General features: G+C 34.2%; 16 protein-coding genes and 2 rRNA genes. All 18 read right to left on the minus strand.

All coding sequences use genetic code 11. The features are described from left to right. Window positions 1–106 precede the first annotated feature (106 nt). The 18 genes from IC758_RS18755 to ispE all read right to left on the minus strand — a co-directional run bounded on the left by IC758_RS18755 (window position 107) and on the right by ispE (window position 20,561). Window positions 107–3,005, minus strand: a 23S ribosomal RNA gene (locus tag IC758_RS18755). A gap of 283 nt (window positions 3,006–3,288) precedes the next feature. Beyond that, a 16S ribosomal RNA gene (locus IC758_RS18760) occupies window positions 3,289–4,791 on the minus strand. The 16S and 23S rRNA genes sit together here, the layout of an rRNA operon. A 286-nt stretch (window positions 4,792–5,077) precedes the next feature. Then, window positions 5,078–5,272, minus strand: a complete 195-nt coding sequence (locus IC758_RS18765; protein WP_227483267.1) for a hypothetical protein — start codon at window positions 5,270–5,272, stop codon at window positions 5,078–5,080. Window positions 5,273–5,580: 308 nt separating this feature from the next. Continuing rightward, a complete protein-coding gene (lysS, locus tag IC758_RS18770; protein WP_227825042.1) occupies window positions 5,581–7,113 on the minus strand; it encodes a lysine--tRNA ligase in 1,533 nt (510 codons plus the stop codon). A gap of 14 nt (window positions 7,114–7,127) precedes the next feature. Continuing rightward, entirely contained in the window at window positions 7,128–7,607 is a 480-nt protein-coding gene (greA, locus tag IC758_RS18775; protein WP_021386470.1) for a transcription elongation factor GreA, read from the minus strand. A 108-nt stretch (window positions 7,608–7,715) separates the two neighbouring features. Then, entirely contained in the window at window positions 7,716–8,684 is a 969-nt protein-coding gene (gene dusB, locus IC758_RS18780; RefSeq protein WP_227437519.1) for a tRNA dihydrouridine synthase DusB, read from the minus strand. A gap of 136 nt (window positions 8,685–8,820) precedes the next feature. Continuing rightward, the gene (locus IC758_RS18785) at window positions 8,821–9,591 is read right to left on the minus strand and encodes a type III pantothenate kinase (RefSeq protein WP_227437521.1); all 771 of its coding nucleotides are present in this window, start codon (window positions 9,589–9,591) and stop codon (window positions 8,821–8,823) included. A gap of 18 nt (window positions 9,592–9,609) precedes the next feature. Continuing rightward, the gene (locus tag IC758_RS18790; RefSeq protein WP_227483268.1) at window positions 9,610–10,200 is read right to left on the minus strand and encodes an ECF transporter S component; all 591 of its coding nucleotides are present in this window, start codon (window positions 10,198–10,200) and stop codon (window positions 9,610–9,612) included. Window positions 10,201–10,396: 196 nt separating this feature from the next. Then, a complete protein-coding gene (locus tag IC758_RS18795; protein ID WP_227483269.1) occupies window positions 10,397–11,356 on the minus strand; it encodes a P1 family peptidase in 960 nt (319 codons plus the stop codon). After that, a complete protein-coding gene (locus IC758_RS18800) occupies window positions 11,349–12,326 on the minus strand; it encodes a biotin--[acetyl-CoA-carboxylase] ligase (protein ID WP_227836338.1) in 978 nt (325 codons plus the stop codon). The genes IC758_RS18795 and IC758_RS18800 overlap by 8 nt, the downstream gene beginning before the upstream one ends. 318 nt (window positions 12,327–12,644) lie before the next feature. Beyond that, the gene (gene ftsH, locus IC758_RS18805; protein WP_227437529.1) at window positions 12,645–14,615 is read right to left on the minus strand and encodes an ATP-dependent zinc metalloprotease FtsH; all 1,971 of its coding nucleotides are present in this window, start codon (window positions 14,613–14,615) and stop codon (window positions 12,645–12,647) included. A 33-nt stretch (window positions 14,616–14,648) separates the two neighbouring features. After that, entirely contained in the window at window positions 14,649–16,037 is a 1,389-nt protein-coding gene (gene tilS / locus IC758_RS18810; RefSeq protein WP_227437532.1) for a tRNA lysidine(34) synthetase TilS, read from the minus strand. 182 nt (window positions 16,038–16,219) lie between these two features. After that, window positions 16,220–16,648 (minus strand): DUF1934 domain-containing protein, encoded by a 429-nt coding sequence (locus tag IC758_RS18815; protein WP_413926791.1) that lies wholly within the window; start codon window positions 16,646–16,648, stop codon window positions 16,220–16,222. Window positions 16,649–16,665: 17 nt separating this feature from the next. After that, complete coding sequence (gene murI / locus IC758_RS18820) at window positions 16,666–17,472, minus strand: glutamate racemase (protein WP_227437535.1); 807 nt, start codon at window positions 17,470–17,472, stop codon at window positions 16,666–16,668. A gap of 201 nt (window positions 17,473–17,673) precedes the next feature. Further along, the gene (locus tag IC758_RS18825; protein ID WP_227483272.1) at window positions 17,674–18,180 is read right to left on the minus strand and encodes a cell wall hydrolase; all 507 of its coding nucleotides are present in this window, start codon (window positions 18,178–18,180) and stop codon (window positions 17,674–17,676) included. A 31-nt stretch (window positions 18,181–18,211) separates the two neighbouring features. Continuing rightward, a complete protein-coding gene (spoIIR, locus tag IC758_RS18830) occupies window positions 18,212–18,871 on the minus strand; it encodes a stage II sporulation protein R (RefSeq protein WP_227855755.1) in 660 nt (219 codons plus the stop codon). 135 nt (window positions 18,872–19,006) lie between these two features. Beyond that, window positions 19,007–19,687, minus strand: coding sequence for a GntR family transcriptional regulator (locus tag IC758_RS18835; RefSeq protein WP_227437541.1), 681 nt, complete (start codon window positions 19,685–19,687; stop codon window positions 19,007–19,009). After that, a complete protein-coding gene (gene ispE, locus IC758_RS18840; protein ID WP_227860664.1) occupies window positions 19,671–20,561 on the minus strand; it encodes a 4-(cytidine 5'-diphospho)-2-C-methyl-D-erythritol kinase in 891 nt (296 codons plus the stop codon). Before ispE ends, IC758_RS18835 begins: the two co-directional genes overlap by 17 nt. Window positions 20,562–20,653 lie beyond the last annotated feature (92 nt).

Below are 20,653 nucleotides of genomic sequence, written 5' to 3' on the forward strand. Positions count from 1 at the left end.
ATGCTTAATATTACTATTAAGTTTTTGAAGCTAGTAAACTAGATTCTTTAGAGTTAGCACTCTAAAAACTACATATATATTTTAATCAATGAACATCAAATAAATATTGGTCAAGTCCTCGACCTATTAGTATCGATAAGCTAAATACATTGCTGCACTTACACCTTCGACCTATCAACCAGATAGTCTTTCTGGGGTCTTACCCTTGCGGTGGGAAATCTTATCTTGAAGTTGGCTTCGCGCTTAGATGCTTTCAGCGCTTATCCATTCCGTACATAGCTACCCAGCCATGCCCTTGGCAGAACAACTGGTACACCAGAGGTACGTCCATCCCGGTCCTCTCGTACTAAGGACAGGTCTCCTCAAATTTCCTACGCCTGCGACGGATAGGGACCGAACTGTCTCACGACGTTCTGAACCCAGCTCGCGTACCACTTTAATGGGCGAACAGCCCAACCCTTGGGACCTACTACAGCCCCAGGATGTGATGAGCCGACATCGAGGTGCCAAACCTCCCCGTCGATGTGGACTCTTGGGGGAGATAAGCCTGTTATCCCCAGGGTAGCTTTTATCCGTTGAGCGATGGCCCTTCCACGCAGAACCACCGGATCACTAAGTCCGATTTTCATCCTTGCTCGACCTGTATGTCTTGCAATCAAGCTCTCTTTTGCCTTTACACTCTACGTACGATTTCCGACCGTACTGAGAGAACCTTTGAGCGCCTCCGTTACCTTTTGGGAGGCGACCGCCCCAGTCAAACTGCCCACCTGACAGTGTCCCAAGACCAGATTCATGGCCTATGGTTAGAGTCCCAGTACTACAAGGGTGGTATCCCAAGGATGGCTCCGCCAAAACTGGCGTCCTGGTTTCAAAGCCTCCCACCTATCCTGTACATGTAGTACCAAGACCCAATGTCAAGCTACAGTAAAGCTCCATGGGGTCTTTCCGTCCTGTCGCAGGTATCCGGCATCTTCACCGGAATTACAATTTCACCGAGTCTGTTGTTGAGACAGTGCCCAAATCGTTACGCCTTTCGTGCGGGTCGGAACTTACCCGACAAGGAATTTCGCTACCTTAGGACCGTTATAGTTACGGCCGCCGTTTACTGGGGCTTAAGTTCACTGCTTCGATTACTCTAACAGATCCCCTTAACCTTCCAGCACCGGGCAGGCGTCAGCTCCTATACATCGTCTTGCGACTTAGCAGAAACCTATGTTTTTGGTAAACAGTCGCTTGGGCCTATTCTCTGCGGCCACCGTATGGTGGCACCCCTTATCCCTAAGTTACGGGGTCATTTTGCCGAGTTCCTTAACAACAGTTCTCTCGCGGGCCTTAGGATACTCTCCTCACCCACCTGTGTCGGTTTGCGGTACGGGTACCTTTAACCTCGATAGAGACTTTTCTTGACAGTGTGAAATCAGCTACTTCGCTACTAAATTTCGCTCCCCATCACATCCCAGCATTATCAAAGCGGATTTACCTACTCTGACTGCCTCAATGCTTGGGCACACATAACCAACAGTGTGCTTAGCTTATCCTACTGTGTCATCCCATCTCTCAAACGGTTATCGGTAGTACAGGAATATCAACCTGTTGTCCATCACCTACGCCTTTCGGCCTCAGCTTAGGTCCCGACTAACCCAGGGCGGACGAACCTTCCCCTGGAAACCTTGGGTTTACGGCCTGTGGGATTCTCACCCACATCTCGCTACTCATGCCAACATTCTCACTCCCATACTGTCCACATGTCCTTACGGTCATGCTTCAACCCGTATGGGAAGCTCCCCTACCCATCATTACTGATGCCGTAGCTTCGGTAGTAAGTTTTAGCCCCGGAAATCTTCGGCGCAGGATCACTCGACCAGTGAGCTATTACGCACTCTTTGAATGAGTGGCTGCTTCTAAGCCAACATCCTGGTTGTCTGTGCAATCCCACATCCTTTACCACTTAACTTACATTTAGGGACCTTAGCTGACGATCTGGGCTGTTGCCCTTTCGACTATGAATCTTATCACCCACAGTCTGACTCCCAAGTATAAGATGACGGCATTCGGAGTTTGATAGTCTTCGGTAGGTGCAATACCCCCTAGGACATTCAGTGCTCTACCTCCGTATCTCTCACCTTGAGGCTAGCCCTAAAGCTATTTCGGGGAGAACCAGCTATCTCCGGGCTCGATTGGAATTTCACCGCTACCCACAAGTCATCCCCGAGCTTTTCAACGCTCGTGGGTTCGGACCTCCACGAAATTTTACTTTCGCTTCATCCTGCTCATGGGTAGGTCGCCCGGTTTCGGGTCTACGTCAAGTAACTGAACGCTCAGTTAAAACTCGCTTTCGCTACGGCTCCACACCTTAAGTGCTTAACCTTGCTACTTAACGTAACTCGTTGGCCCGTTCTACAAAAAGTACGCGGTCACACAAGAAATGTGCTTCCACAGCTTGTAAGTGCAGGGTTTCAGGTTCTATTTCACTCCCCTCCCGGGGTTCTTTTCACCTTTCCCTCACGGTACTATACGCTATCGGTCACTAGGTAGTATTTAGCCTTGGAGGGTGGTCCCTCCTGCTTCCCACAGGGTTTCACGTGTCCCGTGGTACTCTGGATCATATCTGAAGTTTTCTCGTTTGACATACAGGACTATTACCTTCTGTGGTGGGTCTTTCCAAACCTCTTCAATTACGATACCTCTTCGTTTAAGATATGTCCGCAACCCCAATAAAGAAAACTTTATTGGTTTGGGCTATTCCGCGTTCGCTCGCCGCTACTTACGGAATCGAATTTCTTTCTCTTCCTTCAGGTACTTAGATGTTTCAGTTCCCTGAGTTCCCCTCATTAAGCTATGTATTCACTTAATGATACTTAGACATTACTCTAAGTGAGTTTCCTCATTCGGAAATCTTCGGATCAAAGTTTACGTGCAACTCCCCGAAGCTTATCGCAGCTTATCGCGTCCTTCATCGGCTCCTAGTGCCAAGGCATCCGCCCTGCACCCTTAATAACTTGACCAGTTAAAAAGGTTTGATAGATTAGAAGCTATCATCTTCGATAATTTTTAAAAGTTATCAACTTTATATATTACAAATTAGATGTCATATCACTAAATATATATATGCAGTTTTCAAAGTGCTAACGCACAGCGCCAACAGATAAATCCTGTTGCTTAAAGTGCTAACACACAAGGCCAACAAACAAACTTCACATGCGTTCAGTTTATACTGTTGCTCAAAGTGCTAATTGAGTATTCGTAAAAACGAACCCTCAAAATTAAACAGTAGGCAATTCTCCTTAGAAAGGAGGTGATCCAGCCGCACCTTCCGATACGGCTACCTTGTTACGACTTCACCCCAGTTATTGATTCCACCTTCGACGACTTCTTCCAAAAGGTTAGATAATCGGCTTCGGGCGTCTCCAACTCCCGTGGTGTGACGGGCGGTGTGTACAAGACCCGGGAACGCATTCACCGCAGCATTCTGATCTGCGATTACTAGTAACTCCAGCTTCATGTAGGCGAGTTTCAGCCTACAATCCGAACTGAGAGTAGCTTTAAGGGATTAGCTCCACCTTACGGCTTGGCAACCCTCTGTACTACCCATTGTAGCACGTGTGTAGCCCTAAGCATAAGGGGCATGATGATTTGACGTCATCCCCACCTTCCTCCAGGTTATCCCTGGCAGTCTCTCTAGAGTGCCCAACTTAATGATGGCAACTAAAGACAAGGGTTGCGCTCGTTGCGGGACTTAACCCAACATCTCACGACACGAGCTGACGACAACCATGCACCACCTGTCACCAATGTCCCCGAAGGGAACTCTCCGATTAAGGAGATGTCATTGGGATGTCAAGCTTAGGTAAGGTTCTTCGCGTTGCTTCGAATTAAACCACATGCTCCGCTACTTGTGCGGGTCCCCGTCAATTCCTTTGAGTTTCACTCTTGCGAGCGTACTTCCCAGGCGGAGTACTTAATGCGTTAGCTGCGGCACCGAGGGGGGTAACCCCCGACACCTAGTACTCATCGTTTACAGCGTGGACTACCAGGGTATCTAATCCTGTTTGCTCCCCACGCTTTCGTGCCTCAGCGTCAGTTACAGTCCAGAGAGCCGCCTTCGCAACTGGTGTTCCTCCTAATATCTACGCATTTCACCGCTACACTAGGAATTCCACTCTCCTCTCCTGCACTCAAGTCTCCCAGTTTCAAGAGCTTACTACGGTTGAGCCGTAGCCTTTCACTCCTGACTTGAAAGACCGCCTACGCACCCTTTACGCCCAGTAAATCCGGATAACGCTAGCCCCCTACGTATTACCGCGGCTGCTGGCACGTAGTTAGCCGGGGCTTCCTCCTCAAGTACCGTCATTATCTTCCTTGAGGACAGAGTTTTACGACCCGAAGGCCTTCATCACTCACGCGGCGTTGCTGCATCAGGCTTTCGCCCATTGTGCAATATTCCCCACTGCTGCCTCCCGTAGGAGTTTGGACCGTGTCTCAGTTCCAATGTGGCCGATCACCCTCTCAGGTCGGCTACTGATCGTCGCCTTGGTAAGCCGTTACCTTACCAACTAGCTAATCAGACGCGGGTCCATCCTGTACTGGCTCACCTTTGATATTCAAGAGATGCCTCTCAAATATGTTATCCCGTATTAGCATACCTTTCGGTATGTTATCCGTGTGTACAGGGTAGGTTACCCACGCGTTACTCACCCGTCCGCCGCTCTTTACCGAAGTAAATCGCTCAACTTGCATGTGTTAGGCACGCCGCCAGCGTTCATCCTGAGCCAGGATCAAACTCTCAAATAAAAGTTTATCAGGCTCAGATACTATTGTTATCTAAATATCTGGCTTTATGGTTTGTTTCTTGTTTTTATAAATTAACCTACTGTTTAATTTTCAAAGTTCATTTTTCATGTTTGCCCTTTTCTTGGGGACAAGTAATACTATATCACCTTAAAAATAATTCGTCAATACTTTTTTTGTTTTTTATTTTAAAAAAGGTTATAACTCTTTGTTTTTTTTAATACTTTTAACTAAAACTAACAGATATAACCCTTGATATTACAAGTAACACATGCATATACAGTTTTTCCTATTTTGCAATTTTATTTTCGTAAGAATATGAGTTGGCTCTGACTCTATCTGCCCAAACATTTATACTCTTAACTTTATTAACCTTAGTTGTACTTTCAAATATATCCATTGCATCCTTACAAAAATATACCATAACATCAAGAACTAAAAATCCAATACAAACTAAACATAAAAAATCAATTACTTGAAACATCACACATTCCCCCAATAATTTTTTATATATAGTATTCTCAAAAATTATTCCTTTTTCCTTCCCAAAAATTACTTTAAATATTTTCATAATAAATTACTTTCAATCATATTTTCTAAATATAAAGTTCCAATCAACAAAAACTAATATCAATTTGTAACGTTTGTTGGTAATTTATAAATTAAATACATGAAAACTTCTTTAGAACATATAAAAAGCATTCTACATTGACATTTTAAATAAAATAAAGCTATTTATTGATAATTTAATAGCTCTATTTTATTTAAAACTTAGTAGAATGCTTGTATTTTTTATTTTTCTTCTTCTTCTTTATTTTGATTATTATCAATAGGTTTCATAGTAGGGAATAATAATACATCTCTTATAGATGGAGAATTAGTTAATAGCATAATAACTCTATCTATACCTATTCCTAGTCCACCTGTAGGAGGTAAACCTACTTCTAATGCTTTTAAGAAATCATCATCCATCTCAAAAGCTTCATCATCACCTAATTCTCTTTTTCTCAATTGGTCCATAAATCTTCCTTTTTGGTCAATTGGGTCATTAAGCTCAGAAAATGCATTAGCTAACTCCCATTTATTAGCAAAAGCTTCAAATCTATCAGTTCTTCTTGGGTCTTCAGTATTTCTCTTAGATAATGGAGATACTTCAACTGGATGATGTGTTATAAATGTTGGTTGGATTAATTTATCTTCTCCAAACTCTTCAAAGAAAGCATTTATTACTTCCCCTCTTCTCATTCCAGGCTTTATTTCTATTCCTTTTTCTCTAGCAACTTCTAATGCTTCTTCATCTGTATTTATTGCAGAAAAATCTACGCCAGAATATTCCTTCACACAATCTTCCATAGTCATTCTCTTCCAAGGAGGTGTAAAGTTTATTTCTGTTCCTTGATAGTTGATTATCATGCTTCCTGTAGCAACTTCAGCCATATGTGCAACAACATTTTCTGTTATCTCCATCATATCAGTGTAGTCTGCATATGCTTGATATAATTCTATAGCAGTATATTCAGGATTATGTTTTAAATCCATACCTTCATTTCTAAACATTCTTCCCATTTCATAAACTTTATCAAATCCACCAACAATAAGTCTCTTTAAGTATAATTCGTTTGCTATTCTTAAATACATTGGTATATGTAAAGTGTTATGGTTAGTTATAAAAGGTCTAGCATTCGCTCCACCAGCTATAGTATTTAATATTGGAGTCTCAACTTCTAAAAATCCTCTGTCATCTAAATACGCTCTCAATGCCTTTAATGCTTTCGTTCTAATTAAAAAAGCATTTTTTACTTCTGGGTTCACTATTAAATCAACATATCTTTGTCTATATCTTAATTCTTGATCTTTTAATCCATGATATTTTTCTGGTAAAACTTGTAAAGATTTGCATAATAATACTACAGATTTAGCCTTTACAGATATTTCGCCCCTTTTAGTTCTAAATATTTCCCCTTCAATACCAACTATGTCTCCAATATCATATGTTGAAAATACACTATATTCTTCTTCCCCTATAGCATCTAATCTTACATAAGATTGAATTCTTCCTTCTTGGTCTTGAATATCTATAAAACCAGCTTTACCTTGTATTCTCTTGCTCATGATACGTCCTGCTATTTTTGTAGTTTGACCTTCAAGAGTTTCAAAGTTATCTTTTATTTCCATAGAATAATGAGTTCTATCATATCTACTTTCTTTGAAAGGGTCTCTACCTGATTCTTGTAATTTTTTTAGTTTATCTCTTCTTACTTGAAGTACTTCACTAAGGTCTTCTTGAATTTGTGCTTCTTCATTGCTTTGTTGATTATTTTTCATTTTTTTCCTCCAGATTATCTTCTTATTTCTAATATTTCAAACTTAGCAACTCCATCAGGAACTTGCACCTCTACAACCTCTTTAACAGCTCTTCCTAAAAGCGCTTTTCCTACAGGAGATTCGTTTGATATTTTGCCATCATATGGGTCTGCTTCTGTTGAACCAACTATAGTATATTCAACATCTTCATCAAATTCTAAATCTTTAACTTTAACTATTGAACCTATTGTAACAACATTAAGGTCTATTTTGCTTTCATCTATGATAACAGCTTTTCTAACCATATTTTCTAATTTTAAGATTCTTTCTTCAACCTGTGCCTGTTCCTTTTTAGCTTCATCATACTCAGCATTTTCAGATAAATCACCAAAAGATATAGCAACCTTTATTCTCTCTGCAACTTCTTTTCTCTTTACAACCTTTAAATTCTCTAATTCTTCTTCTAATTTATCGTATCCCTCTTGTGTCAATAAAAACTCTTTATTCTCTTCCATTATAAATACAACTCCTTCACAAATTTCTTAGGAATTTTCCTAATTATATTTTAAAATTTTTATAATCTTTTTTTAATTTATGCGCTATATTATAAGTCACTATTATTTTTATGTCAAGGAGTCTTCCATATAGTACTCCAATTTCGACACAACTTCTTGATAGTCTTCTATTTTATTAATTTCATCTCTTAATCTTGCAGAGTTTCTAAGACCTTTTAAATACCAAGCGATGTGTTTTCTCATTTCCCTTACAGCTACATACTCTCCATGTTCTTCTACTGCAAGCTTTAAATGTTTAATGGCAGTACTTATCTTTTCGTTAAGAGTTGGCTCTGGTAAAATCTCGCCTGTATTCATATAATGGTTTATTCTTTTAAATATCCATGGGTTACCCTGAGCACCCCTACCTATCATTATAGCATCACAACCCGTTTTGTCTAACATATTTATTGAATCTTCTATTGTAAATACATCACCATTTCCTATAACAGGTATATTTAAATTTTTCTTAATATCTGCAATTATATTCCAGTCTGCTTTACCTGTATAATATTGCTCTCTCGTTCTTCCATGTATTGCTAAAGCACTTATTCCACAAGCTTCTGCTATCTTTGCTATCTCAACAGCATTTATACTATTATCATCCCATCCTTTTCTTATTTTTAAAGTAACTGGTTTCTTTGAATTCTTCACTACTGCCTTTAATACCTGCTCTGCAAGTTTAGGATTTTTCATAAGTGCTGAACCATCCCCATTTTTAACTACTTTTGGAGCTGGACATCCCATATTTATATCAAGGATTTCATTTGGATATTCGTTCATTATTTCTGCTGCTCTTCCCATAAAATCTGGCTCAGAACCAAATATCTGAACAGCTACAGGATGTTCTTCTTTTTCTATCTTAAGCATTTTTTTAGTATTTTCATCATCATAGCAAAGTGCCTTACCATTTATCATTTCTGTATATAAAAGTCCACATTCTTGTTCTTTACAAATTAATCTAAATGGAAGGTCTGTTACCCCTGCCATAGGTGACAGAAAAACTTTATTTTTTAATTCTAAATTTCCTATTTTCATCGTTTTTCTCCTATTTTTTCCTTTGTTTTTGTGATTTTATTTCTAAATCTGCATTTCCTCATTATAATATACCACATAACACTAAAAAACTATCATAAAAAGGGAACTGGATATATAATCCAATTCCCTGTATTAATTATTCTTGGTTTTTTTCATATATTATTCTTAATCCTTCTAGCGTTAAAAAACCATCTACATAATCTATACTTTTTGTTTCTGAAGCAATTAGTTTAGCTAGCCCACCTGTAGCTATAACTTTAACATCATCACAATTTAATTCTTTTTTCATCATATTTATTATTTTATCAACTAAACCTACATATCCATAAATTATGCCAGATTGCATAGCCGATACAGTACTTTTACAAATAGTCATACCTGGTTTTGCTAATTCTACTCTAGGCAATTTAGATGCACTTTGGAATAATGCCTCACTAGATATCTTTATTCCTGGTGCTATTGTACCCCCTAGATATTCACCTTTTTCAGAAATAGCACAAAATGTAGTTGCTGTTCCAAAATCTACAAGTATACTTGGTGCCCCATATTTTTCTATGCCTGCTACAGCATTAACTATCCTGTCTGCTCCAACTTGTTTTGGATTATCATATTTTATATTTAGACCTGTTTTTATGCCTGGACCTACTATCAATGGATGCTTTTTACAGTATTTTATACAAAAATTTTCAAGAGAATGCATAACGTTTGGAACTACAGATGATATTATTACATCATCAATAGCATTTATATCCACATCATCATACTTAAATAAGCTACTTATTAGAATTCCATATTCATCAGATGTTTTTTCCTTATCTGTTTTAATTCTCCAATAATTAACTAACTTGTCACCCTTATATATACCTAAAACCATATTAGTATTTCCAACATCAAATACTAGAAGCATATGTCATTAACCTTCTTTCTATTTTTTGCTTTTCTTAAGTACAGCAGCAACGGCAGCTACTACTAAAGCTCCTACTATTGCTTCTGGTACTCCATTTGCTGCGGCAAGAGCCATTATAACCTTTCCTGCTGAACCATTTTGACCCATTGCTTGAAGATACTTGTCAGCATATAAAACATATATCATTCCTAAAACACCAGCTGTATTTAACAAAGAACCTACAGCTCCTGTAATTAATCCAGATATGTATACCTTACTTGTAGCATTGATTATTAGTTGATATACATAATAAGCCAATATACCTATCATAACTCTTGGCAATATTGAAACTAATGGATTTATAAAAACAAAAGATGTTACTGTTGGGTTTACTATAGCGTTTAAAAGACTTGATACTCCAAATATAAAGCCTATTGCTGCCCCAACTATTGGTCCTTCCATAATAGCTCCAATAATAACTGGTATATGCATTATAGTTGCTTTTGTAGGTCCAACTGGAATAAATCCCAATGGAGTCATAGATAGCATAATAGAAATAGCTGATAGTACCCCTATTATAGTCATCTTTCTTACATTTACTTTTCTTACTGATGCACTTGTGTTCATCATAAAAAATACACCTCCGTTCCAGCTCACTAACGATGCCGGACTACTTAATTTTTTGATTTTTCTTACTCTTGTTTCTTATCATTATGAGTCAGGCTACTACTTTCAGGATGCCTGCTCTAACAAGAATAATTTTATCAAGATGAGTTGTCATTGTCAACAATTTGACAAGAAAAATATGCTAATTTCATCATATTTCTCATTTTTTTACTATGTCTTTATATGCTATTATATTTTCTACACTATCAGCTTTTTTTACTGCATTTATTATACTTTTTTCCACAGCCTCTACAGCCAATGAACCTAATAACGTTATATCTGCTTCTATTTCACCTTTTGACATTGTGAATATTGTATCTCCATCATGAGGTGTATGGATAGGAAAAATAGCTTTTGCATACCCATCATGACCCATTTGAGATATTTTTTTACATTCAGCTTTAGTGAGTTTAGCATTCGTAGCTATAACTCCAATTGTAGTATTATCTATACTAAATCCACCTTTACTTGCACCTTGTTTCATCAATTTATATGTATCAATTGTTTCTGTTTTTTTATCATTTAAGGCGCCTGCTATAACCTTACCATCCTCATAAACATCTCCAAGAGCATTTACAGCAATTAATGCAGATACAATCAAGCCATTATCTAGTTTTATAGAATAACTTCCTATTCCACCTTTCATAGCATATTCTTGCCCTCTTATCTTTCCAACAGTAGCTCCACATCCTGCTCCATAATTACCTTGATTTAAAACAGTTGTATTTGCCGCCTCACAAGCTTTATAACCCATTTGTATATCTGGTCTACACTTAAAATCTCCTACTCCTAAATCAAATAAAACTGCTCCAACAACTATAGGAACTTTTCCAACTCCAACATCAAAACCAATTCCTCTTTCTTCTAAGTATCTACTTACTCCACAAGTAGATTCAAGACCATATGCAGAACCTCCTGCTAAAACTATAGCATGAACTTTTTGAACCATATTTACAGGGTCTAATAAATCGGTTTCTCTGGTTCCTGGAGCCGACCCTCTTACATCAACACCACAAACTGCACCTTCTTCACAAATCACTACTGTACATCCAGTCAGCCCTATTCTATCCTCAACTTGCCCAACCTTTAAACCTTCTATATCTAAAATATTATCATACATATCCATTTTCTCCTCTTATAGAAACTTCACCTGAAACAATTTCTTTTACACTTCCATCACTACCCTGAACTACTAAGTTACCATCTTCATTTATATCTAAGCATTTAACTAATTCTTTATCATTTCCTTTTAGTACATATATATTCTTATCTATAATAGCAGAATAATCTCTACATATTTTTAAAGTTTCTTCTTTTGAGTTATTTGCAATATAATCTAAATATAACTTTTCAAATTCAGCCAATACATTTCTGACAATATCTACTCTAGACAATTTGTATCCTTCTTTATACAATGAGGTAGCTTTCTCAGCTATTTCTGAATCAAAGTCCATTATTTTAACATTTATTCCAATACCAAGAACAACATAATTTGTTCTTTCAATCTCAGCAGACAATTCTGTTAGTATACCACATATTTTTTTCCCATTTAAAATAACATCATTTGGCCATTTTATCAAAGTCTTTGCCCCTAGATTATTTAAAGCTTGTGTTACACTTGCTCCTGCTATTAAAGTTATAAATGGTGCTTTAAACGGTTCCATATCTGGTTTTAGAATAATACTCATCCAAATCCCTTCATGGGGTTTGGAATCCCAAGTTCTTCCTAATCGTCCTTTTCCCATATTTTGATGTTCACTTAAAATCACAGTTCCATCTATACTATTCACAGCCACTCTTTTTGCGTATTCATTAGTTGAATCTATAGTATCAAGATGCTCAATATTCTTACCAATAAACTCTGTATTTAATTTATAGTAGATATTCTGTGGACTTAATAAATCAGTTGGATTTTCTGTTAATCTATAACCTTTCTTATTTACAGATTCTATATTATATCCCTCTTCTTTTAGAGCTTTCATATGTTTCCATATAGCTGCACGTGACACACCTAATTGCTTTGACAACTCTTCACCCGAAATAAACTCAGATTTATTATTTAATATAATTTCTATTATCTTCTCTCGCATACTTCACCTCTAATATGATATGATTTCATGACTTCTTTTCTTCTAATAAGTAATTATACATTATTAATATATTTTTAATACTACTAATTTTAAAATTCCTTTTTAATATATTATCATAAGTAAACTTATATACCCATACCATTAATTCCCATAGCTTAATATTTTGCCTAATCTTTGCTAAAATCACAAAAAAAACTGAAAGTATTAATTAGATTGATATATGCAAATATACTTTGTTTATCAATTTAACATTATACTTTCAGTCTTAATATTTAATCCTTAATAGATAATACTCTTAAAATAATCAATATTTTAAAATTATTTATCTTCATCAGATTTATTTTCTTGATTTTTATTTATATCAACAACATTGTTTCTTTCTTCTCTATCTTTTTCTAGATTTATAGTTAATTGCTCTTCATTTTCTTTAGGAGAATTTTCCTCTGTAATTGCATTTTCAATATCATTTAATGGTAATTCTTTATTAAATGCTTTTATAAATTGATCTGCATCTAAAGTTTCATAGATAAGTAAGGCTTGTGCTACATACTCCAGTCTATCCATGTTTTCTTGTAATATACTTCTTGTCTTATCATATGCACCATCAACTATACGTTTTGTTTCTTGGTCTATCTCAAAAGCAACCTCTTCAGAATAGTTTCTCTTACTTGAAAAACTATTACCTAAAAATACTTCATCATCACTGTCAAATGACATTGGACCAAGTTTAGAACTCATTCCATATTTTGTTACCATACTTCTTGCAGTAGCTGTAACTCTTTCTAAGTCATTTGATGCTCCTGTAGACACATCTTTTAGCACTAACTCTTCTGCTACTCTACCTCCAAGTAAAACTACTATGTTCTCTTTCATCTCATTTTTAGTAGCATAGAACTTATCTTCAACAGGAAGCTGCATTGTAAATCCTCCTGCTCTTCCTCTTGGTACTATTGTAACTTGATGAACAGGACTTACTTCCTCAAGTATATGAGCACAAACTGCATGCCCGCCTTCATGATATGCTGTAAGTCTTCTTTCTTTTTCACTTATTACTCTCGATTTCTTAGCTACACCTGCTATAACCTTTGTTATAGCTTCTTCTATAGTTTCCATCTTAATTTTCTTTTCTCTTTTTCTAGCTGTTAGTATTGCAGCTTCATTCATTAAGTTTTCTATATCAGCAGGAGTAAATCCTGGTGTTCTTCTAGCTAATACATCCATTTTAACATCATCATTTAGCGGTTTATTTCTTGAGTGAACTTTAAATATAGCTTCTCTACCTTTTACATCTGGTGTACCAACAACTACTTGTCTGTCAAATCTTCCTGGTCTAAGTAAAGCTGGGTCAAGTATATCTGGTCTATTTGTTGCTGCCATGATTATTATACCTTGGTTTACTCCAAATCCATCCATCTCAACTAGAAGTTGATTAAGAGTTTGTTCTCTTTCATCATGACCTCCACCAAGACCTGCTCCTCTCTTTCTACCAACTGCATCGATTTCATCTATAAATATTATAGCTGGAGCGCTTTTTTTAGCTTGCTCAAATAAATCTCTTACTCTTGAAGCCCCAACCCCAACAAACATCTCAACGAAATCAGAACCACTTATACTGAAAAATGGCACTCCTGCTTCTCCAGCAACTGCTCTTGATAGATATGTTTTACCAGTTCCAGGAGGTCCTACCATAAGCATTCCTTTTGGTATCCTTGCCCCTAATTCAATATATTTCTTAGGATTCTTCAAGAAGTCTACTACTTCTTGTAAATCTTCTTTTTCTTCATCCAATCCAGCTACATCTTTAAACGTAACTCTAGTTTTTTCATCATCCTTATGAACCTTAGCCTTTGACTTACCAAAGCTCATAACCTTTCCGCCTCCACCTTGAGACTGATTCATAAATACAAACCAAAGAATTACCATAAAGAATATTAACAGTAATGTAGGTAGCATCTCAACAAACCAAGGTGTAGATGGTTTAGCTTCACCACCAAATGTTAATTTTCCAGCCTTAGCTTGATCTAACACTTCATCTGCAAGTTTATCTCCCATTATTTCTGTTGGAACATATGATTTAAACTTTGTATTTGTATCTTTTATAGTACCTTCTACAGAAGTTTGATTTACAAAGTACAATCTTGATATATTCTCATCTGTTAATTCCCTATATACTTGGGAAAATTTTAAATCTTTTATTTTTTCTGTAGGCTTACCTGAGAATTGAACTATACCTACTATAATTATAAAAACAAGTAGATAAAAACCTGCCCCTTTTAGCAACTTATTCAATATAGAAGCCCTCCTTTCATACATTGCTTTGCCCTATAATTTGTTAAAATTAATTTTTAATACTTCTTTTGTGCTTTCATCAATTTTATAATTCTCACTGATTTTATAATCTCCAACACATATTATTCCTTCACTATCTGTGATTATAGGAATTTTACATCTTTCTTCTCTTGGGATTTTTAAATCTATGAATAAATCCTTCACTTTTTTACTTCCCATAGCAAGTTTTATCTTATCACCTTGCCTTCTGCTCCTTATTACTATACCCCCTTTTACCTTATTAAAATCAAACCCTTTAGATGAATTGTCTAATTTCATACTCTTATACCTATCTATACTCATTACTTGGGTCTCAATAATTTGTTTTAATTCTTTTATTTTTATAAACCCATTACTAGGTATATTGTAATAAAATTCAATTTCCTCACTAACAATTTCCTCATTGGTTAATATTATACTGTCTTTTTTTCTATAAACAAATATATTTCTCGGAAGAGTTATCATTTTATTTACTTTTGAATCACTTTCTAAAGACATTATGTCCTCTATATGTTTTTGATCAACAAAATTAGTATCTCCTAGTATATGTTTTATAGAATTTCTAAGAACCCTAACTTTGATAGCATCATGTAAGCAAATAAAATCTTCTAAATTTATCTCTACAAAGCTCTTTTCTTTTATATTTGAAACTTCTCTAAATTTAGCTTCTGCCTCTTTCTCAATATAATCGTTGTCACTTTTTAAGCTATTGCTCATCCTCACTATAGATTCTATTACATTTGAATTAAAATTATCCTTCATATATGGTAAAAGGTCTAACCTTATTTTATTTCTAGTGTATATGTTTTCTAAATTTGTTTTATCTATTCTAGGATTTAAATTATAAGCCTTACAATATTCCTCTATATCTATTCTCTCTACATCCAAGATTGGTCTAATTATACAGTTATCTCTAATATAATCAATTCCTTTTAACCCTTTAAGACCTGTTCCTCTCATAATACGCATCATGACAGTCTCAGCTTGGTCATTGAGATTATGGCCTATAGCTATTTTGTTAGCTTTAATCTTATCCTTAATTTCATAAAACATTTCATATCTTAGCTTCCTTGCTCCTTCTTCTAATGATAACCCCTCATTTTCACAATATTTTGGTACATTAATAGACTTTACAAAGAATACAATTCCCATATCCTCACAAAGCTTAGATACATATAATGCATCTTTTTGAGCTTCTATTCCTCTTATTTGATGATTTAAATGTGCTGCATATATTTCTATATTAAAATCTTTTTTTAATCTATTTAGTACATGCAATAAACAAACTGAATCAGGTCCTCCAGAAAGACCCAAAACTATTTTATCGCCTTTTTGTATTAAATTATGTTTATTTATAGTACTTAGTACCTTATCAAATATCATATTTATCCCTCTTACACTTAGTTTTATTCACTTTTAAGTATACTTTCTATAAAAAAACGCTAAACCCTTGTATCAATTTTAAGAAATTAAAGTTTAATATAAATATAATAATACCAAATAAATTAAATAAAAGGTAGTTTTTTCACTACCTTTATAAAATTTCTGGAAAATAGCTATAGTTATTATTTAATATCTATGTATATATCTATTTTGTTTCTACCTAAAAATAAATCTTGTATCTTTATATTATAGTCTATTTTCAATTTTATGTGTTCCCCTTCTTGTATATTTATATCCAATTCTCTTGTGTCAATATCAATTAATAAGGTACCTTGTGGGGTTACATATTTTGTAGTACTGCTTTCTCCACATTTAAACATCATAGTTGAATTAATAGAACCAAACTTTTTAATACTAACTTCATTTTTAAGTATTTTTATAGTATTAGTTATTTCTATATTTTCTTCTTTTTCCTTGTAAATAACATATATTCCATCATTTTTATAAAAAATTTTACCAAAAGTAGTCATCTCTATGGTGTCCATATTACCTTTTTCATCATATTGTCTAGTATTTATGCTTATTTTTACACTCAACGATTTTTCCTCCATAGACTTCTTCATATAAACTAATATTTTTGTATCTCCACTTTTTGAATTTTATCAATTTTTTTCTTTAAAAATTCTTTCGCTATATCTGAAAATTTTTCATGTATGTCTGATACATAATATTGATAAATTCCATGAGCTTCTTTGCTATTTATAATGTTTCGTTCTTCTAAAATCTTTTTTAAATCTTTAGCTGTCTCTTTAGCTGGATTAACCAATTTTATGTGTTCTCCAACCTCTTCACCTATTGTTCTCTTTAAAATAGGATAATGAGTACATCCTAATACCAAAGAGTCTATATTCTTATCTTTTAATTCTTGTAGATATATCTTTGCTGTTAACTTAGCTACTTCTGTGTTAGCCCATCCTTCTTCAACAATTGGTACAAATAAAGGACATGCTTTATTAACAATTTCTATATTTTTATCTATTTTAGATATTTCTAAATTATATGCCTTTGAACTTATAGTTCCTTCTGTTCCAATTATACCTACAGTCTTGTTTTTAGTGGAACTTACAGCTGTCCTAGCACCGGCTTCTATAACTCCTATTATTGGTATATCATATTTTTCTTGAGCCTCTTTTAAACTTCTCGCAGTAGCAGTATTACAAGCTATAACTATAGCTTTTACATCCTTAGTTTTTAGAAAATTTATAGCTTGAAAAGTATATTTAATTATAGTCTCCTTAGATCTCGAACCATATGGTATTCTAGCAGTATCTCCAAAATATATTATATCCTCATTTGGTAATATCTTCATTATTTCTTTCAAAACCGTCAATCCGCCTAATCCCGAATCAAAAACTCCTATTGGTCTATTGCTCATTTTTATACAACACCTACTTTACATTTTTGTGTTTAACAACATCTTATTTATCGCTAAAATTTATTTTTATATTCACAGTTAATATATTATTACCTAAATGATTATTATAGTTTATTTTAAACAAAAAATAAAGGAGCTATCTCAAATTAGAAAATAATTTCTAGAAAAAGACAACTCCTCTCAGTACTCAAAAATTTAAATTTATTTTGCAAACACATGATTCCCTATTCTCAGATATGGATTTAGTCTATTTATCCATTTGCAAGTGGCTATTTCTGGATTCCAGAAATATACTGCTTTATTTGTTGGGTCAGTTCCATAAAGAGCTTCTTTAGCTGCTTTACATGCTGAATCTGTTGGTGTCTTGTTTATTGAACCATCAAGCACAACTGAGAAAGCATTCTTCTGATATATAACTTCCTCTATTGAATCTGGAAATCTAGGGTCCAATACTCTGTTTATTACTACAGCTGCTACAGCAACCTGTCCCTCATAGCTTTCTCCTCTAGCTTCACCTGCAACCAATTTAGACAGTAACATTAAATCATTATCAGATAAATTTATTACTTCCTTTTTTGCTACATTTTTTTCTTGTTTGTTTACTTTCTTAGCTGTCTCTGTTGGCTCATCTGCATATACCTCTTTAATAGGCATAAATATATAGGTTAAAGCTAGTAATATAGCTATCAGTTTACTCCACCTGTCCATGATTAAAACCACTCCTTATAATTTTATTTTTTTAAAATTTTTCTTCTAAATCCTTTACTACTTCAATTACTTTAAACTTGATTTTTACTCTGCTTGTTTTCTTTGGTGTGTCTTGTTTTATTAGCTTATATTCCTTGTCAGTTAAAACTTCTTTTAACTTATCATCTGTAGATTTGTCTATAACTCCATTAGACTCATCAACAAAACATAATGGAGGAAACATAACACACCACCAGTTTTTTCCTTCACCTTTTCCAATTATAATTTTTAATGCTTTATATTCACCTGCTGGAAGAACTATATTAGAATATTGTTTTGTAGGAAAGTTACTATATTGTATACCTACCTTTACACTGTAATTATATCCATTTTTAAGAATAATATTTTTACTTATTTCTTCCAGAGTACTATATTCTTTTTTTATAATAGCTTCACTTTCCTCTATACTTTTTGAGTTTTGTAGTTTTGGTTGTAAATATTTTACTACTTCATCCCTAACTTTTAATTTAAGTTCTTGATCTTCATCTGTATTACTATTTGCTATAACATGAAATCTTATTAATTTATCTTTATAGTCTTTTGATATATTATCAATTTTTTTTACTTCACCATTTATTACTATCGTCATTATTGATATGACTGATATAAGACTTAATATTAATATTCCCAACCTAACTTTAATTTTTCTCATTGAAAAATCCCCCTCAAGATAAATTTATATCATCAATTATGTCCATTTAAATTTAATTTATTCATAATATTTTCAATATCAATAAAAAAACTACTTTGAAATGTTTATAAACATTTCAAAGTAGTTTTTTTAATTTTATAAGTCTTTATTCATCATAGCCTTATCTATCATAAATTGCTCTGCTTTTTCTATATGCTCTGTAGCATATTTCTTAGACAACTCACTATCACCTTTTATTATGGCATCAAGTAAAAATCTATGTTCTTCAACAATATTAAGCGATGAGTCGTAATCAGACATATAAGTAACTCTAAACCTATACACTTGTTCCCATAAGGAGTTTATCAATTGGATTAACTTTTTATTGTTTGTTGCTTTAAATATACATTCATGAAATTCTACATCTTGTTTCAATAGTGCATCTAAATCTGATTCCAAAATGCTTTTTTTTAACGCTTCTGATATATCCTTAAGTTTTTTTATATCATCATCACCAATTCTTTCAGCAGCAAGAGACGCTGCTAGACCTTCTAAGCTTGCTCTTACCTCTAATACATCTAGAAGATCCTTTAATGACATATTTGCTACATATGCACCTTTTCTAGGCAACATAACAACTAAACCTTCTAATTCAAGCTTTCTTATTGCCTCTCTTACTGGAGTTCTACTTACTCCTAATTGTTCTGCTAGTTGTACTTCCATCAGCCTTTGACCAGGCTTTAATTTCCCTTCTAAGATTGCCTCTCTTAAATTTTCGAAGACTACATCTCTTAATGGCTTGTAATTATCCAAGTTCAGTTTAGTTAAATTCTCCACAAATTTCAACCCCTTTTTGACTGCTGTTAACAACATATACCTGTTTATATTTTTTTAATAATTCTTTTTTTCCAATTAGAGCATCTTCTCTACTTTCAAATAATCCAAAAACTGTAGGACCACTTCCACTCATCATAGAACCTAAAGCATTATTTTTCATCATAACTTGCTTTATATTATTTATCTCTTCATATTTACTTATAGTAACATTTTCAAGAACATTTACCATATTTTCTGATACAGCTTTTATGTCTTCTGAATTTAAACACTCCATCAAATATTTATTATTAGGTCTTTTTTTAATATTATTCAAATCTAACCCTTGATAAACTTCTTTTGTAGAAACAAATAATTCTGGTTTACATATTAAAATACTTATATCACATGCTAAACCTTTAATATCTGTTAGTTTTTCTCCAACACCTTGAGCTAAAGCAGGCCTTCCTGATATACAAAATGGAACATCTGCTCCCAAGTTAAATCCGATGTCTTTTAATTCATCTTCAGATAACTCAAGTTTCCATAATTCATTTAATCCTACTAATACTGCGGCGGCATTGGAACTTCCTCCAGCCATACCTGCTGCTACAGGAATATTTTTTTCTATGAATACTTCTACGCCTTTTTTTATATTAAATCTATTCTTAAGTATTTTGGCAGCTTTATAAACAATATTATCTTCATCTAAAGGGATATCTAAACTAGTGCTTTTTATCTCTATTTCATCTTTATCTAATCCCTTTATTTTTACTATATCGTATAAATCTATCGTTTGCATTATCATTTCAACAAAATGATAACCGTCTTGCCTTTTTCCTAAGACATCAATGGATAAATTTATTTTTGCCCTGCTCTTTAGTTTTATAAAATCCATTCTATCCTCCTTGTTTAAAGAATAATGCATCACTAACAATAATATTATACTACAAAAAATAAAATAATAGGGTATTATAATACCCTATTATA

This window comes from Clostridioides sp. ES-W-0016-02 (genome assembly GCF_020641035.1).
GTDB lineage: Bacteria > Bacillota > Clostridia > Peptostreptococcales > Peptostreptococcaceae > Clostridioides.

What these genes read in the sequence shown, in the direction of transcription:
- IC758_RS18765 (WP_227483267.1), bottom strand. Translation starts at nt 5,272, where the DNA reads ATGTTTCAAGTAATTGATTTTTTATGTTTAGTTTGTATTGGATTTTTA.
- lysS (WP_227825042.1), bottom strand. Translation starts at nt 7,113, where the DNA reads ATGAAAAATAATCAACAAAGCAATGAAGAAGCACAAATTCAAGAAGAC.
- greA (WP_021386470.1), bottom strand. Translation starts at nt 7,607, where the DNA reads ATGGAAGAGAATAAAGAGTTTTTATTGACACAAGAGGGATACGATAAA.
- dusB (WP_227437519.1), bottom strand. Translation starts at nt 8,684, where the DNA reads ATGAAAATAGGAAATTTAGAATTAAAAAATAAAGTTTTTCTGTCACCT.
- IC758_RS18785 (WP_227437521.1), bottom strand. Translation starts at nt 9,591, where the DNA reads ATGCTTCTAGTATTTGATGTTGGAAATACTAATATGGTTTTAGGTATA.
- IC758_RS18790 (WP_227483268.1), bottom strand. Translation starts at nt 10,200, where the DNA reads ATGATGAACACAAGTGCATCAGTAAGAAAAGTAAATGTAAGAAAGATG.
- IC758_RS18795 (WP_227483269.1), bottom strand. Translation starts at nt 11,356, where the DNA reads ATGTATGATAATATTTTAGATATAGAAGGTTTAAAGGTTGGGCAAGTT.
- IC758_RS18800 (WP_227836338.1), bottom strand. Translation starts at nt 12,326, where the DNA reads ATGCGAGAGAAGATAATAGAAATTATATTAAATAATAAATCTGAGTTT.
- tilS (WP_227437532.1), bottom strand. Translation starts at nt 16,037, where the DNA reads ATGATATTTGATAAGGTACTAAGTACTATAAATAAACATAATTTAATA.
- IC758_RS18815 (WP_413926791.1), bottom strand. Translation starts at nt 16,648, where the DNA reads ATGGAGGAAAAATCGTTGAGTGTAAAAATAAGCATAAATACTAGACAA.
- murI (WP_227437535.1), bottom strand. Translation starts at nt 17,472, where the DNA reads ATGAGCAATAGACCAATAGGAGTTTTTGATTCGGGATTAGGCGGATTG.
- IC758_RS18825 (WP_227483272.1), bottom strand. Translation starts at nt 18,180, where the DNA reads ATGGACAGGTGGAGTAAACTGATAGCTATATTACTAGCTTTAACCTAT.
- spoIIR (WP_227855755.1), bottom strand. Translation starts at nt 18,871, where the DNA reads ATGAGAAAAATTAAAGTTAGGTTGGGAATATTAATATTAAGTCTTATA.
- ispE (WP_227860664.1), bottom strand. Translation starts at nt 20,561, where the DNA reads ATGGATTTTATAAAACTAAAGAGCAGGGCAAAAATAAATTTATCCATT.